General features: G+C 67.2%; 10 protein-coding genes. 5 read left to right on the top strand and 5 right to left on the bottom strand.

Annotation, left to right across the window (positions count from 1 at the left end; all coding sequences use genetic code 11):
* Window positions 1-13: 13 nt before the first annotated feature.
* Window positions 14-613 carry a LysE family transporter gene (locus tag F3J15_RS28725; RefSeq protein WP_083266112.1) on the bottom strand — a complete coding sequence of 200 codons (600 nt, stop codon included), beginning with the start codon at window positions 611-613 and terminating at the stop codon, window positions 14-16.
* A gap of 95 nt (window positions 614-708) precedes the next feature.
* Between F3J15_RS28725 and F3J15_RS28720 the strand changes: the two genes are divergently transcribed.
* A complete protein-coding gene (locus F3J15_RS28720; protein WP_166895433.1) occupies window positions 709-1,584 on the top strand; it encodes a LysR substrate-binding domain-containing protein in 876 nt (291 codons plus the stop codon).
* A 12-nt stretch (window positions 1,585-1,596) separates the two neighbouring features.
* Here the strand turns inward: F3J15_RS28720 and F3J15_RS28715 are convergent, their stop codons facing one another.
* On the bottom strand, window positions 1,597-3,315 hold the full coding sequence (locus F3J15_RS28715) for a SulP family inorganic anion transporter (protein ID WP_166895432.1): 1,719 nt from the start codon (window positions 3,313-3,315) through the stop codon (window positions 1,597-1,599).
* A 494-nt stretch (window positions 3,316-3,809) separates the two neighbouring features.
* On the opposite strand from F3J15_RS28715, the gene F3J15_RS28710 reads away from it, so the two are divergent.
* Complete coding sequence (locus F3J15_RS28710; RefSeq protein ID WP_089447880.1) at window positions 3,810-5,060, top strand: mechanosensitive ion channel family protein; 1,251 nt, start codon at window positions 3,810-3,812, stop codon at window positions 5,058-5,060.
* Between the two features lie 54 nt (window positions 5,061-5,114).
* Here F3J15_RS28710 and F3J15_RS28705 read toward each other — a convergent pair whose 3' ends face one another.
* The gene (locus F3J15_RS28705) at window positions 5,115-6,536 is read right to left on the bottom strand and encodes a PLP-dependent aminotransferase family protein (RefSeq protein ID WP_069251814.1); all 1,422 of its coding nucleotides are present in this window, start codon (window positions 6,534-6,536) and stop codon (window positions 5,115-5,117) included.
* 155 nt (window positions 6,537-6,691) lie between these two features.
* Between F3J15_RS28705 and F3J15_RS28700 the strand changes: the two genes are divergently transcribed.
* Complete coding sequence (locus F3J15_RS28700) at window positions 6,692-9,016, top strand: FdhF/YdeP family oxidoreductase (protein ID WP_166895430.1); 2,325 nt, start codon at window positions 6,692-6,694, stop codon at window positions 9,014-9,016.
* Window positions 9,017-9,028: 12 nt separating this feature from the next.
* Window positions 9,029-9,949, top strand: coding sequence for a bestrophin family ion channel (locus tag F3J15_RS28695; RefSeq protein ID WP_089447881.1), 921 nt, complete (start codon window positions 9,029-9,031; stop codon window positions 9,947-9,949).
* Between the two features lie 199 nt (window positions 9,950-10,148).
* On the opposite strand, the gene fabF is transcribed toward F3J15_RS28695, so the two are convergent.
* Window positions 10,149-11,417 carry a beta-ketoacyl-ACP synthase II gene (gene fabF / locus F3J15_RS28690; protein WP_166895454.1) on the bottom strand — a complete coding sequence of 423 codons (1,269 nt, stop codon included), beginning with the start codon at window positions 11,415-11,417 and terminating at the stop codon, window positions 10,149-10,151.
* Between the two features lie 179 nt (window positions 11,418-11,596).
* Between fabF and F3J15_RS28685 the strand changes: the two genes are divergently transcribed.
* On the top strand, window positions 11,597-12,628 hold the full coding sequence (locus F3J15_RS28685) for an AraC family transcriptional regulator (protein WP_166895429.1): 1,032 nt from the start codon (window positions 11,597-11,599) through the stop codon (window positions 12,626-12,628).
* Between the two features lie 232 nt (window positions 12,629-12,860).
* On the opposite strand, the gene F3J15_RS28680 is transcribed toward F3J15_RS28685, so the two are convergent.
* Window positions 12,861-14,076, bottom strand: a 1,216-nt coding sequence (locus F3J15_RS28680; protein ID WP_166895428.1) for an FUSC family protein, incomplete at its 5' end; no start/stop codon positions are given.

The following is a 14,076-nucleotide window of genomic DNA, read 5'->3' as shown; positions in this document are numbered from 1 at the left end:
GCGCGCGGCGTCGCTATGGCAGCCACATCGGCACGATCGACGCCACCAGCAGCGCGCCGAGCCCGGCATTCAGCCAGCGCCACTGCCGCTCCGTACGCAGCACGCGCGCGAACAGCAGCCCGGCGAAACACCAGAGCGACAGCGACGCCATCGCGGCCACGCCGAACGCCAGCCCGAGCAAGATGCCGAGCCGTGCCGGGCCGGATGCGAGCGCGGCGAACGACGCGGCCGCGCCGAGCGTCATCGCCCAGCCTTTCGGGTTGTGCCAGAGCATCCAGACACCGCTGACGAACCCCTGCGGCCGATGCACGGCGGCATCGAGCCGCGGCTTGCCGCCACGCCCGATACGGACGGCCAGCCACACGAGATACACCGACCCGACCGCCTTCATCGCGAGTTGCAACGCGGGCAACGCAAGCAGCACGCCGCCGAGCCCGGCGGCGGCAGCGGCGGCCATCGACGCCAGGCCGGCCGCGATGCCCGCCATCAGCGGCAGCGAACGCCGATAGCCGAAATGCGCGCCCGAGGCGGTCGCGAGCGTCGTCGCGCCGCCCGGCGTCACGGTGGACACGATCACGAACAGCATCAGCGGCAGGTAGTCGCGGAACGGCACGGAAGCTCCCGGTTGTCGTCATCGAAGCCTCGTTTTACCCGCGATCTTCCCATTACGACAGCGAAAGCTTTTTATGCCTGTCATTAGCGTTCATAATGCATCGCATGGTACGCAATCTCGACATCGCGCTGCTGCGCGCCTTCGTCACGGTCGCCGAGCATCGCAGCATGACGGCGGCCAGCCGTGCGCTGCACCTGACGCAAGGCGCGATCAGCCAGCAGGTCGCACGGCTCGAAACGCTGTCCGGCCCGCTGTTCGTCCGCGAGCATCGCAACCTGCTGCTCACGGCGGACGGCGAGCGGCTGCTCGGGCAGGCGCGCCGGCTGCTCGCCGTGCACGATGCGCTGCTGACCGACATGACGGCCGGCGCGGTCGAGGGCACAGTTCGCCTCGGTGCGCCGCAGGATCTCGTCGGCAGCTGCCTCGCGCCGATCCTCAAAGGCTATGCGCAGGCGCATCCGCAGGTCGCGCTCTCGCTCGTGTGCGCGGCGTCACCGGAGCTGCGCCGGGGGCTCACGCAGGGCGAACTCGACGTCGCGCTGATCGAGGCGCCGGTCGGGCCGTCACGCGGCGAGTGCATCGCCGTCGACCGCCTGGTCTGGGTCGGCGCGAAAGGCGGCACCGCGTACCGGAATACGCCGCTGCCCGTGTCGATGGTCGCGCAGACCTGTGCGTTCCGCCCGACGGTGCTCGACGCGCTGCGCGGCTGCGATCGCGCGTGGCGCACGGTGTTCGAGAACGGCAGCATCGATGCGACGGCCGCGACCGTGCGCTCCGACCTCGCGGTGACCGCCTGGCTCGCGTCGACCGTACCGGCCGACCTCGACATCCTGCCGGCCGACAGCGGCCTGCCCGCGCTGCCGAACTTCGCGATCAACCTGCATCTGCCGCGCGGCCAGCGCACGCCGGCCGCGGCGAAACTCGCCCGCCACCTGCGCAATGGCTTCGCGCGCGTACGGGCGGCGGCCTAGCGCCGGCTCCCGCTACACGATGCCCGGTTCCTGCGGCGCCGGCGTCGTGCCGGCGGCTTCCAGTGCCTGGTGCAGTGTCGGGAAAATGCACGACGCGCCGATGACCTCCGTGATCTGGTGACGATCCATGTCCGCGCGCAGGTAGCGATTGACGCGCCCGAACAGCACGCCGATCCCGCGTGCCTTCAGCATCCTGACGAGGTCGACCAGCGTCCGCGCGGCCGAATAGTCGATGTCGGTGATCGCGCCCGCGTCGACGACGAACCAGCGCGTCGGCACCGGCGCCGCATCGACGAGTTCGGTCACTTCGGCGGTGAACAGGTGATCGTTCGCGAAGAACAGGTCGGAGCCGAACCGGTAGACGATCAGCCCCGGCGCCGTCATCGCGCCGCGCCGCGCGGGCACCGGCTGCCACCGCCCGTTGCCTTCGACCGGTTCGAGCACCATCGTGTGCGGCTGGTAGCTGTGGCGCACGTGCCGCATCAGCGACAGCGCGACGGCCAGCAGGATGCCGTGCTCGACGCCGACCGTCACGACGGCCAGCGCCGTCACCAGCGCGAGCGTGAACTCGCCGGGGCTTTCCTTGCGGATCGCGGCGAGACTGCGCACGTTGATCAACCCGAGCGCGATCGTGAACACGATACCGGCCAGCACCGCATGCGGCAGGTACTGCAGATAGGTGCTGAAGAACAGCAGGACCACCGCCACCACGGCCGCGAACGCGAGGTGCCCGATCTGGCTGCGCACGCCCGCGCCGTCGGCCATCGCCGTCTGCGTCGGGCTGCCGTTGACGACGAATGCGCCGCCCACCGCCGCCGCCGCGTTCGCGGCCGCGAGGCCGAGGATGTCGGCGTTGGTATCGACCTCCTCGTCGTACTGCTGCGCGAACACGCGTGCGGCGGCCGCGCTCTGCGCAATGATCATCACGAAGCAGGACGCTGCGACCGGCACGAGATCGAGGCACTGCTGCCACGTGACGGACGGCCAGCGCAGCGGTGGCAGCCCGCCGGCGACCGGCCCGAGCACCGCGATGCCGTGCGCGGCGAATCCGAACGCGGAGCTGGCCGCGATGCTGCCGGCGACCGCGATCATCGGCATCGGCACGCGCGGCAGGAACCGCTTGCACGCGAGAATCGCAACGACGACGAGCGCCGCGAGCGTGAACGTCGGCCGGTTCGTGTGGACGAGATGCGTGACGACGTAGCCGAGCTGCGCCAGGCTGCGCGACGCCGGGTACGGCACGGCCAGCCCAAGCATGTCGCCGAGCATCGCGATCGACACCTGCACGCCGACGCCGGCGAGAAAGCCGACCAGCACCGTGCGCGACAGGAAATCGGCGAGAAAGCCCAGCTTGAAGATGCGCGCGAGCAGCAGCATCGCGGCGGTCAGCAACGCGACCATGCCGGCCAGCGCCACGTACCCGGTACTGCCGGCCGGCGCCATCGACGACAGCCGGCTCGCGAAGATCGTCGCGGTCGCGGAATCGGCGGCCACCACCAGATGCCGCGACGCGCCGAAGCACGCGAACGCGACGAGCGGCAGGAACACCGTGTAGAGGCCCGTGACGGCCGGCATGCCGGCGATGCGCGCATAGCCGAGCACCTGCGGGATGTCCATCGACGCGAGCGAAATGCCCGCGAACACGTCGCGGATGGCCCCGCCACGTCGGATCGGGAGGATGCCTTTCAGCAGCCGCACGCCTGACGGGCGGCTTTCGTGGGAATCTTGCATGCGTGGAATGCGTGAATACGGGGTGACGGGGTTCGCGAAGTCGTTCGCGCATCGTGCCCCGGGCACGCATCGCATGGCAAGTGCGCGAAGGTGGCACGTGTCGCTCACCGTCGGCGATGAGCCGCACGCGAAAGCGAGCGCCACACGCGCCGACACGGGCGACGCCCGCATGATTGCATGGATCGCCGTTCGCGCGCATCGAAGCGCGAAGGCCCGCCATAGCGGGCCCCGGCCGATCCCCGGCCAGTGCGCAACGCGTCCGGCAACATGCGCGTGCGGCGACTCACGGTGATGCGTTTTCACCACTCGCCCTCACCCGATTACAGAGGAAACCTACGCAATGGTGAGGAAGTTCGGGAGACGCGCACCATGCACTCACAGTAACTCACCTGGAACCCGATGGCACAATCACGGTCCCTTTCATGTGCCCTTCACCGGGCGCGCGCCGCGCCGCGGCGCCGATTCAACGCACGAGAAGGCCCCTGTTTGCCCCTATGACCCTGAACGAATCCTGGTTTGCGCCGCTCGTCGGCACCCTCATCCTGCTCGCCGCCGCCGGCGCGATCACCGCCGTCGTCCATTTCCTGTTGTTCCGCGTGGTCGCGCGGCTCGCCCGGCTTTCCGCCACGCGCGTCGACGACGCGCTGTTCGAGTTCGGCGCATTCAAATGGCTGAACCGCATCGTCCCGTTCGTCGTGATCAAGCTCGGGCTCGGCGCGGTGCCCGGCATCCCCGAGACGGCCGCACAGGCCGCCGACAAGGTGCTGTTCGCGCTGATCGTGTTCCTCGTGACGATGACCGTCAGCGCGACGCTGTCGGCGCTCGAACACACGCATCGCACGTACCAGCGCGATCATCGCGGCCAGCCGCACCTGTCGCTGAAAGGCGCGATGCAGCTCGTCAAGCTCGTGATGTTCATCACGGCCGCGCTCGTCGTGATCGGCGACGCGACCGGCAAGCAGATCGGCCTGCTGCTGTCGGGCATCGGCGCGATGTCCGCGGTGCTGATGCTGATCTTCAAGGACACGCTGCTCGGCCTCGTCGCGGGTGTACAGCTGTCGTCGAACGACATGCTGCGGATCGGCGACTGGATCACGATGCCGTCGGCCGGCGCGGACGGCACCGTGATCGACATCACGCTGAACACCGTCAAGGTTGCGAACTTCGATCACACGATCATCACCGTGCCAACGTGGAAGCTGATCACCGAGAGCTACCAGAACTGGCGCGGAATGACCGAAGCGGGCGGGCGCCGCATCAAGCGCGCGCTGTTCGTCGATGCGACGAGCGTGCGCTTTCTCTCCAGCGACGAGATCGAACGGCTCGAACGCCTGACGCTGCTGAAAGACTACCTCGAGGACAAGGTCGACGCGATCGAGCAATGGAACGGCACGCTCGGCGCGGCCGGCGACTGCCCGGCGAACCGCCGCCAGCTGACGAATCTCGGCACGTTCCGCGCGTATGTCGCGAACTACCTGAAGGGCCATCCGCGCATCCGCCGCGACATGACCTGCATGGCGCGGCAACTGCCGCTCACGGCCGAAGGCATTCCGCTCGAACTGTACTGCTTCACCGACACGACGACGTGGGTCGACTACGAGGCCATCCAGTCCGACCTGTTCGATCACCTGATCGCGGTGCTGCCGGAGTTCGGGCTGCGCGTGTACCAGCACCCGTCGGGCTTCGACATGCGGCAGATGGTCGGCGCCGCGCAAGCCGGGCTGCAGGCGCCGCACGCGGGTTAATGCATGCGGTGGCGGCCGATCGTCGGCCGCCGCTTGCCGCGCGGCCCCCTGCACTCAGCGCGCCGCGCACTCCGACGCGAGCCGCCCGAGCACCTTCAACGCATCCTCGATCTGCCGCGACCACGGATAGCTGTAGTTGAGCCGGATGAAATGCCGGTAATCGGTGCTCGCCGAGAACATGTGTCCGGGGCCGACCGTGATCCCTTGAGCGAGCGCAACCGCATACAGCTTCATCGCATCGACCTGCCGCGGCAGCTCGACCCACAGCACGTACCCGCCCTGCGGCTGCGACAGCCGCGTGCCTTCGGGGAAGAAGCGCCGCACCATCGCGCTCATCAGGCTCGCCTGCTGCGCGTACTGCTTGCGCATGCGCCGCAGATGGAAATCGTAGCCGTCGTATTTCAGGTACTCGGCAATCGCGAGCTGCTCGATCGCGGGCGTGGCCAGCGTGTTCAGGAATTTCAGCTTCTCGACCTGGTCGCGGTAGCGGCCCGGCATCGCCCAGCCGATCCGGTAGCGCGGCGACAGGCTCTTCGTGAACGACGCGCAATGCAGCACGAGCCCGTCGCGGTCGAACGACTTCAGCGCGCTCGGCGTCGTGTCGCCGAAGTGCAGCTCGTGATAGACGTCGCTCTCGATCGCCGGCACGCCATGCTTCGCGAGCAACTCGACGAGCGCGCGCTTGCGCGTGTCGGGCATCTGGAAGCCGAGCGGATTCTGGAAGTTCGGCATCACCATGCACGCGGCGATGCGCTCGCGTTCGAGGACCCGTTCGAGCGCGTCGAGATCGATGCCGTCGACCGGGTGCGTCGCGACTTCCAGCGCGCGCATGCCCATCCGCTCGATCGCGTGCAGCATCGCGTAGAAGGTCGGCGACTCGACGGCGATCGTGTCACCCGGCTTCGCGACGGCCTGCAGGCACAGGTTGATCGCCTCGGTCGCGCCGATCGTCACCACGATCTCGCCGGGTTCGACCACGATCCCGCGCTCCGCATAGCGCCGCGCGATCTGGCGGATCAGCTCCTGGTTGCCGGGCGGCAGGTCGTCGATCACGCCCCAGCGCGTGCGGCGGCGGCCGATCGTCTGCGCATAGCGCGCGAGACGCTGCACCGGAAACTGCGACGCATCGGGATACGGCGAGCCGAGCGGCACCGCGTCGTCGCGCGAGATCGAGCGCAGCGTCGACAGCACGAGCCGGCTCACGTCCACGGCCGACGGCTCGGCGGCCGGCGCCGACATGTGCAGCTCGGCCTCGGCCGGCGCCGACGCACGCGCGCGGACGAAATAGCCCGATTGCGGCCGGCTTTCGATCAGGCCGCGGCTTTCCAGCACGAGGTACGCACGCAACACGGTCGTGACGCTGAGCTGCTGCTGCCGGCTCGCCTGCCGGACCGACGGAATCCGCTCGCCGGGCCGGTACACGCCACGCTCGATCTGCGCCTGGAGATCGTCGGCCAGTTGTTCGTAACGCTTCACGCGCCTCCCTTTCAACTTCCCTTCAACAATACAGTTGCGATCCGCACTGCCTGAATGGCCGAAACTGTACTCTTTTTTGAAGTGAACAGGTGTACACACAGCCGGACGGGGGCCGCGCGTACTCTGCATCCATCGACCCCGACACCCGCTGCATCATGAAAAAGAAATCCGCCACCGCGCGCATCGAACCGTACACCCACCCGGCCGCCGGCTGGGGCGCGCTGAAAGCCGTCACGATCAACCTGATCAAGGAAAAGGTCGCGGGCGGCAACTACCGTACGCTGCTGCGCCAGAACCAGCCGGACGGCTTCGACTGCCCGGGTTGCGCGTGGCCCGACCGCCAGCACGCGTCGACGTTCGAATTCTGCGAAAACGGCGTGAAGGCCGTGGCGGCGGAAGCGACGAGCAAGCGCGTGACGCCCGACTTCTTCGCCGCGCACACGGTCACCGAGTTGCTCGAACAGTCGGATTTCGAACTCGAGCAGCACGGCCGGCTCACCGACCCGATGGTGTACGACGCGCAGACCGACCGCTATGTGCCGATCGCGTGGGGCGACGCGTTCGAGTTGATCGCACGCCACCTGCGGGCGCTGCCCGACCCGAACCAGGCCGCGTTCTACACGTCCGGCCGCGCCAGCAACGAAGCGGCGTTCCTGTACCAACTGCTCGTGCGCCTGTACGGCACGAACAACTTCCCCGACTGCTCGAACATGTGCCACGAGGCGACGAGCCGCGGGCTGCCGGCGTCGGTCGGCGTCGGCAAGGGCACCGTCACGCTCGACGATTTCGAACACGCGGACACGCTGCTGATCTTCGGCCAGAACCCGGCCACCAACCACCCGCGGATGATGGGCGAGTTGCGCGAGTGCGCGAAGCGCGGCGCGACGATCGTGTCGATCAACCCGCTGAAGGAGCGCGGCCTCGAACGCTTCGCCGATCCGCAAAGCCCGATCGAAATGCTGACGATGTCGGGCACCAAAATCGCATCGACGTTCATCCAGCCCACGATCGGCGGCGATTTCGCGCTGATCAAGGGGATGGCGAAACGCGTGCTCGAACTCGACGACGCCGCGCGCGCCGCCGGTGCGCCGCGTGTGCTCGACACCGCATTCATCGGCGAGCACACGGCCGGCTTCGACGCATTCGCCGACGACCTGCGCAACGAAAGCTGGTCCGCGCTGACGGCCGAAAGCGGCGTGCCGTACGAGCAGATCGACAGCCTCGCGCAACTGTATGCACGCAGCGAGCGCGTGATCGCGACGTGGGGGATGGGCATCACGCAGCACAAGCATTCGGTCGCGACCGTGCAGATGCTGACCAACCTGATGCTGATGCGCGGCAACATCGGCCGCCCGGGCGCGGGCCTGTGCCCGGTGCGCGGCCACTCGAACGTGCAGGGCAACCGCACGGTCGGCATCGAGGAAAAGCCGTCGCAGGCGTTCCTCGACCGACTCGGCCACGTGTTCGATTTCGAACCGCCGCGCCACCACGGCTACGACGTCGTCGAGACGATCGAAGGGATGCTCGAAGGCCACGTGAAGGTGCTGATCGGCCTCGGCGGCAACTTCGCGATGGCGACGCCGGACACGCCGCGCACGTGGGAAGGCATGCGCCGCTGCGACCTCTCCGTGCACATCACGACGAAGCTGAACCGCAGCCACCTGATCCACGGCCGCGACGCACTGATCCTGCCGACGCTCGGCCGCACCGAGATCGACCTGCAGGACAACGTCGCGCAAGGCGTGACGGTCGAGGATTCGATGAGCATGGTCCACGTGTCGTACGGGATGAACAAGCCGGCGTCGCCGAACCTGATGTCGGAGCCCGCGATCGTCGCGCACATGGGCCATGCGCTATTCGGCAGCGGCAAGATCGACTGGCTCGCGTACAAGGACGACTACGCGAAGATCCGCGACGCGATCGAGGCGACGCTCGACGGCTTCTACGACTACAACACGCGCATCGCACGGCCGGGCGGCTTCCACCTGCGCGTGGCGTCGCGCGACCGCGAATGGCTCACGCCGACCGGCAAGGCGAACTTCATCGCGCACGCGCTGCCGGCCGACACACCGATCCAGCGTGCCCGCGCGCTGCACGGCGAACGGCTGATGACGCTGATGACGACGCGCTCGCACGACCAGTACAACACGACCGTCTACGGGCTCGACGACCGCTATCGCGGCGTGTTCGGCCAGCGCCGCGTGGTGTTCGCCAACCGCGACGATCTCGCGATGTTGGGCCTTGCGGCCGGCGACTGGGTCGACATGGAGACCGTGTGGCACGACGGCATCGAGCGGCGCGCGGACGGCTTCCTGCTCGTCGAGTACGACATCCCGCGCGGCTGCATCGGCGCGTACTACCCGGAAACGAACCCGCTCGTGCCGCTCGACAGCGTCGGCGACGTGTGCAACACGCCGACGTCGAAGTCGATTCCGGTGCTGCTGCATCGCGCGGCCGCGCCGGCGTCGATCGCCGCCTGACGGAGCACGGCGATGATCGTTCGTCCGCGCGAGCACTGGCTGCGGATGCTCCTCGTCTGGAACGGCTCGGTGCTGCCGACCATCCTGCCGCAGCTCGTGCTGACGCTCGCGATCAGCCTCGTCGCGGTATGGGGCGGCGGCCGCGTGCTCGGCGAGAAGGTGCCGCTGAACCCGACGCCGTTCACGCTGATCGGCCTCACGCTCGCGATCTTCGCGGGGTTTCGCAACAACGCGAGCTACGAACGCTACCGCGAGGGCCGGCAACTGTGGGGCGGCGTGCTGACCGCCTCGCGCACGCTGGTGTCGCAGGCGCTCTGCTACGGCGCGATCGACCGTGACGATGCGTCGCGACGCGCGTTCGTGCGGACGGTCGTCGCGTACGTCTATGCGCTCAAGCATCAACTGCGCGGCACCGATCCGGCCGCGGACCTGCGCGGGCTGCTCGACGGCGCCACCTACGCGCGTGTCGCCGCTGCGCGGTTCCGCCCGGTCGTCATCGTGCACGCACTGCGCGAAGCGTTCGCCGCGCGCGCCGATGCGGGCCACCTGTCCGACACGCGGCTGTGGATGCTCGACGCGCGTCTCGACGATCTGGTATCGATGGTGAGCGGCTGCGAACGGATTGCGTCGACGCCGATCCCGTTTTCATACGACGTGCTGCTGCACCGGACCATCTACGCATACTGCGTGCTGCTGCCGTTCGGGCTCGTCGATTCGATCGGCGCGGCGACGCCGTTCGTCAGCGTGTTCGTCGCCTATACGCTGATCGCGCTCGACGCGATCGCGCATGCGATCGCCGAACCGTTCGGCAACGGGCCGAACCATCTCGCCCTCGATGCGATGACGCGCCAGATCGAGCGCACGCTGCTCGAACTGAACCGCGAGCCGCTGCCGGCGGAAGTGACGCCGGGCAAGGCCTACCGGCTCAGCTGATCCGGCCGACTCAACCCGACAGTGGCGCCCGTGACGGCTTCCGCACCGGCCGACCCACGGCCAAGTCCCGCGTAGCGCACGCTGATGATGCAGCAGTACCTGCGCCTTATCCGACAGGAATCAGCGTGCAAACCTACGCCGCGACCGACGCTTACGCCAGGGCCTGTGTTCGGGATCTTCATTCGCCTCGAGCCCAGGATCAAAGTCGACGGAACACCAGGCTGGCATTGACACCCCCAAAACCAAAGCCATTGGAGATCGCATATTCCGTCGATATCTTGCGGGGCGATCCGCCGACGATGTCGATGCCTTCCGCCGCCGAATCCGGCTGCGTCAAATTGAGCGTTGGCGGCGCGAGCTGATCGCGCAGCGCGAGCACGGCGAAAATGGCTTCCACGCCGCCGGCTGCCCCAAGCAAATGTCCTGTCGACGACTTGGTGGCTGATACGGCGGGGCCTCGACCTGTTCCGAATATCGCCTTGATGGCCGCGAGCTCGCTGATGTCCCCTACGGGCGTGGACGTCGCGTGTGCGTTCAAATGCCCGATCATCCCGGGTTCAAGATTCGCCTGGCGGATTGCCAGCTCCATCGCACGTCGTCCGCCGGCGCCGTCATCGGGCGGAGACGTCATGTGGTGTGCGTCGGCGCTCGTGCCATAACCGAGCACTTCTGCGATCGGCGTGGCGCCACGTTGCAGTGCGTGCTCCAGGTCTTCGATGACGAGCATGCCGGCGCCCTCTCCCATGACAAAACCGTCTCGTCCGGTATCGAACGGGCGGGATGCCTGCGCGGGATGCTCATTGAAGCCGGTGGACATGGTTCTTGCCGCGGCGAACGACCCCAGACTGACTCGATCGATGCAGGCCTCGGCCCCACCACACACGGCAATATCGGCTTCGCCGGCCCGAATCAGGCGCGCTGCGTCGCCGATGGCCTGTGCGCTGGCAGCGCAGGCAGTCACCGGTGCGCCCAGGGGGCCACGAAAGCCGTGACGAATGGAGATATGGCCCGCTGCCATATTGGCAAGGAAACTGGGAACGGTAAAAGGAGAAAGCCGCCTCGGTCCGCGGTTATCCGTGATTCTGACGGCGTCCACGATCGCGCCGAACCCGCCCACGCCAGACGCCACGATGGTTGCCGTCCTTTCGCGTGCGTTTTCGGATTCAGGTTGCCATCCGGCTTGAGTCAGGGCCTCTTGCGCCGCGGCGAGCGCAAACAGGCTGAACCGGTCCATCTTCTTCTGGTCCTTGGGCTCTACCGCGCGCGCCGGATCGAATCCCCATGGACAGTCTGACGTCAACATGGGCACCACGCCGCCGACCTTCGATGCAATCCCTTCAGTGATATCGCCGGGCAAACCGGCCAGGCCTGAATGCCCCTTCAGGAGACGGGTCCATACCGATTCGACGCCGCATCCCAACGGCGAAACGATACCCATCCCGGTCACGACGATACGTCTCGTATTCAAGCGATGCTCCCCTTTTGACTGACGTAGAAACGCCGCCAGAAATTGGCGCAATGCGCCATCTGGCAATGTTCGTAAATTTAAAGAATCACGGAAATTGCTTGCCAGTATAGGCATAGGGCGGGTGAAGAACTGGCGCATCGTGCCATTCGATATGCAAAATGCGCCATAATAGGCGAATCATGAACCTGTCCCGACAAAGTTCTCTCACCGTTTCGGCTCACTTCCTGCACGGGATGCTGCGCACCGTTCGCACCCGTCACGGAGAAGACGTGGCCACACAGTTACTCGCAAGCGCCGCCATCCCGCAGTCGCTTCTGAATCAGCCGGATGCGCGAATCACGCGCCAGCAGTACGTCGTGCTGTACAAGACGGTCGCGGCGACGCTCGACGACGAGATGCTGGGACTCTGGTCCAGGCCGATCCGGGGCGGCACGTTGAAGTATCTGATGCTCAGCCTGCTGGATGCGCCTACCGTGCTGGTCGCGTTCAACCGGTTCGTGCGTTTCTGGAATTTGCTGCTGGATGACTATCGGTTGCAGGTTTCGACGAAGAACGATCTGGTGCGACTGGCTCTGGTGGAAAGGGCGCCTGATACGCCGGTCACTCCGCTTGGGCATGAGTTGATGATGAAGCTGGCGCACGGCATCGCATCATGGCTGCTAGGCAGAGAGATCATCCTGCACCGGGCCGAGTTCAGTTTCGCCAGGCCGAGGCACGTCGAAGACTATGCATTCCTGTTCCCCGGAGCGGTGCACTTCGATGCCGGGATGACGAGCATTTATTTCTCGTACCAGGATTGTGCCGAGCTGTTCAAACGCGAGAAACACGAGCTATGGGCGTTCCTGAAAGGCGCGCCGGGGGACTGGACGTTCAGCGCATTTCATCATGGCTCCATTGTGGCCAAAACGCGCGAGTATCTTGAGCGGAACATCGCGCAGCCGCTGACGATTCAGGGCCTTGCGCAAGCGCTGCATACTTCCGTTCGCACGCTCAATCGCCGATTTGCGGAAGAAGGAACACATTTCCAGCAGGTGAAAGATGGGCTGCGACGGGATATCGCGGTCGATCGGCTGACGAACTCGAACACGAGCGTGGCAGTGCTGGCGTTCGATCTTGGCTTTTCCGATGCCACCGGTTTTTGCCGCGCGTTCAAGCACTGGACCGGCAGTAGTCCTTCCGATTATCGCAAGGACACGCGTCAGGGTGAGTGACGAGAAGGCGTTAAGCCTGTGTATATGATTGTCGCGAATCCAAGGACGAACGTCGACGCGTAGCGTCATCGACTACCGCCGGACACTACGGGTCTACTCGCCGCGTTTCTCTACTTCGCTTATGTGACGCAGGCGGCTCCAGCCAAATTCAACGTATTCACGCGCCAGCTCGAGCGCACGCGGCTCGAACCGAACCGCGAGCCGCGGCCTGCAGAAGTGACGCCCGGCAGGCTCAGTTGAGCCACGCCATACCGCTCGCGGCCCAATGCAGACGCCCGCGCAGGAAACGGCTGTGCGCAGCAGCGGCCTCCGCGATCGTCCGCACCAGCACGACGCCGCGCAGCAGCGCGCGTCCGTCGTCGCTGTCGAGGTCGGCCACGCGCCTCCGCAATGCACGGGCGGCCACGTCGCAGGTCCGTTCGAGCCCGACGAAATCGCCCTGCCCGATCCGCCCGCGCACTGCCGCGACTGCCCGGCGCGCCGCCGGCTCGCGCGTCGCCAGTTCGGCCAGCGCCAGCAGGCTGTCGCCGATCGTCCAGGCCGCGAGCAGATCGCGCAGGTCGCGCTCGATGAGACTCTGCGGCAGGCTGCCTGCGAAGCCCAGTTCGCGGCCGAGGCGATCAGCCGTGCGGCTCAGCCACGCGCTGGCCGGCCACGCGCGCGGGTCGCGTGCGAGGCTCGCCAGGTCGCGGCGCACCGCGCCGTGCAGGCGCCGCCGGCTCGTGCCGGGGTCGCCGGGAAACAAGAGCGCGAACACGAGCGCGCCGAACGCGATTCCAAGCAGCGTCGCGAGCGCCGAGTTGAGGAACGCGGCATCGCCGATGCGCGCCGTGTTGTCCGGCGACGTGAAATTCCAGAAGAAGATCGAGAAGCCGCTGCCAATGCCGGCCGTGCGCGGGTTGCGCATCACGATGCCGGTGCCGATCATGAACACGCCGAGGATGTACGCAAGCATCTCGAAACCCGACACCGCCGGCAGCAGCACAAAATTGCACAGCGCGCCCGCAACCGCCGCGCACGCGGTGCCTTTCAGAAAGCCCATGGCTGCGCCCACCGAGTTCGGGCGCGTGGAGAACAGCGCGCAGACCACGCCGGTGATCGTGACGAAGCCGGCGCCCGACGGCCACGCGCTGACGATCCAGATCGCCGACGCGGCCAGCACCGCGATGAACGCGCGGATGCCGTTGTGCCAGGCCAGCACCGTGTCGCGGTGGAACGCATAGCGCACGCGCGACGCCGGCGGACGCTCCCGGTCGACCAGCGCCTTGCCCGCGAACGCCTGCTCGAATCCGGCCAGCACCGCGGCCAGCCGGTCGAGCGTCAACAGCCGCGACGTGTCCGAGCCGGACGGTTCGGCCGCCTCGGCGTGCACCGCGTCGTCCACCCGCGCGCGCAGCGCCGCGAGTTCCGCGCCCGGCTCGAGCGCGGCGGCCATGCCGTCGAGCACG

It is taken from the genome of Burkholderia sp. Ap-955 (genome assembly GCF_011753045.1).
Lineage (GTDB): Bacteria > Pseudomonadota > Gammaproteobacteria > Burkholderiales > Burkholderiaceae > Burkholderia > Burkholderia lata_D.
This window is presented reverse-complemented; position numbering and strand designations above follow the sequence as displayed.

What these genes read in the sequence shown, in the direction of transcription:
- F3J15_RS28720 (WP_166895433.1), top strand. Translation starts at nt 709, where the DNA reads ATGCATCGCATGGTACGCAATCTCGACATCGCGCTGCTGCGCGCCTTC.
- F3J15_RS28715 (WP_166895432.1), bottom strand. Translation starts at nt 3,315, where the DNA reads ATGCAAGATTCCCACGAAAGCCGCCCGTCAGGCGTGCGGCTGCTGAAA.
- F3J15_RS28710 (WP_089447880.1), top strand. Translation starts at nt 3,810, where the DNA reads ATGACCCTGAACGAATCCTGGTTTGCGCCGCTCGTCGGCACCCTCATC.
- F3J15_RS28700 (WP_166895430.1), top strand. Translation starts at nt 6,692, where the DNA reads ATGAAAAAGAAATCCGCCACCGCGCGCATCGAACCGTACACCCACCCG.
- F3J15_RS28695 (WP_089447881.1), top strand. Translation starts at nt 9,029, where the DNA reads ATGATCGTTCGTCCGCGCGAGCACTGGCTGCGGATGCTCCTCGTCTGG.
- F3J15_RS28685 (WP_166895429.1), top strand. Translation starts at nt 11,597, where the DNA reads ATGAACCTGTCCCGACAAAGTTCTCTCACCGTTTCGGCTCACTTCCTG.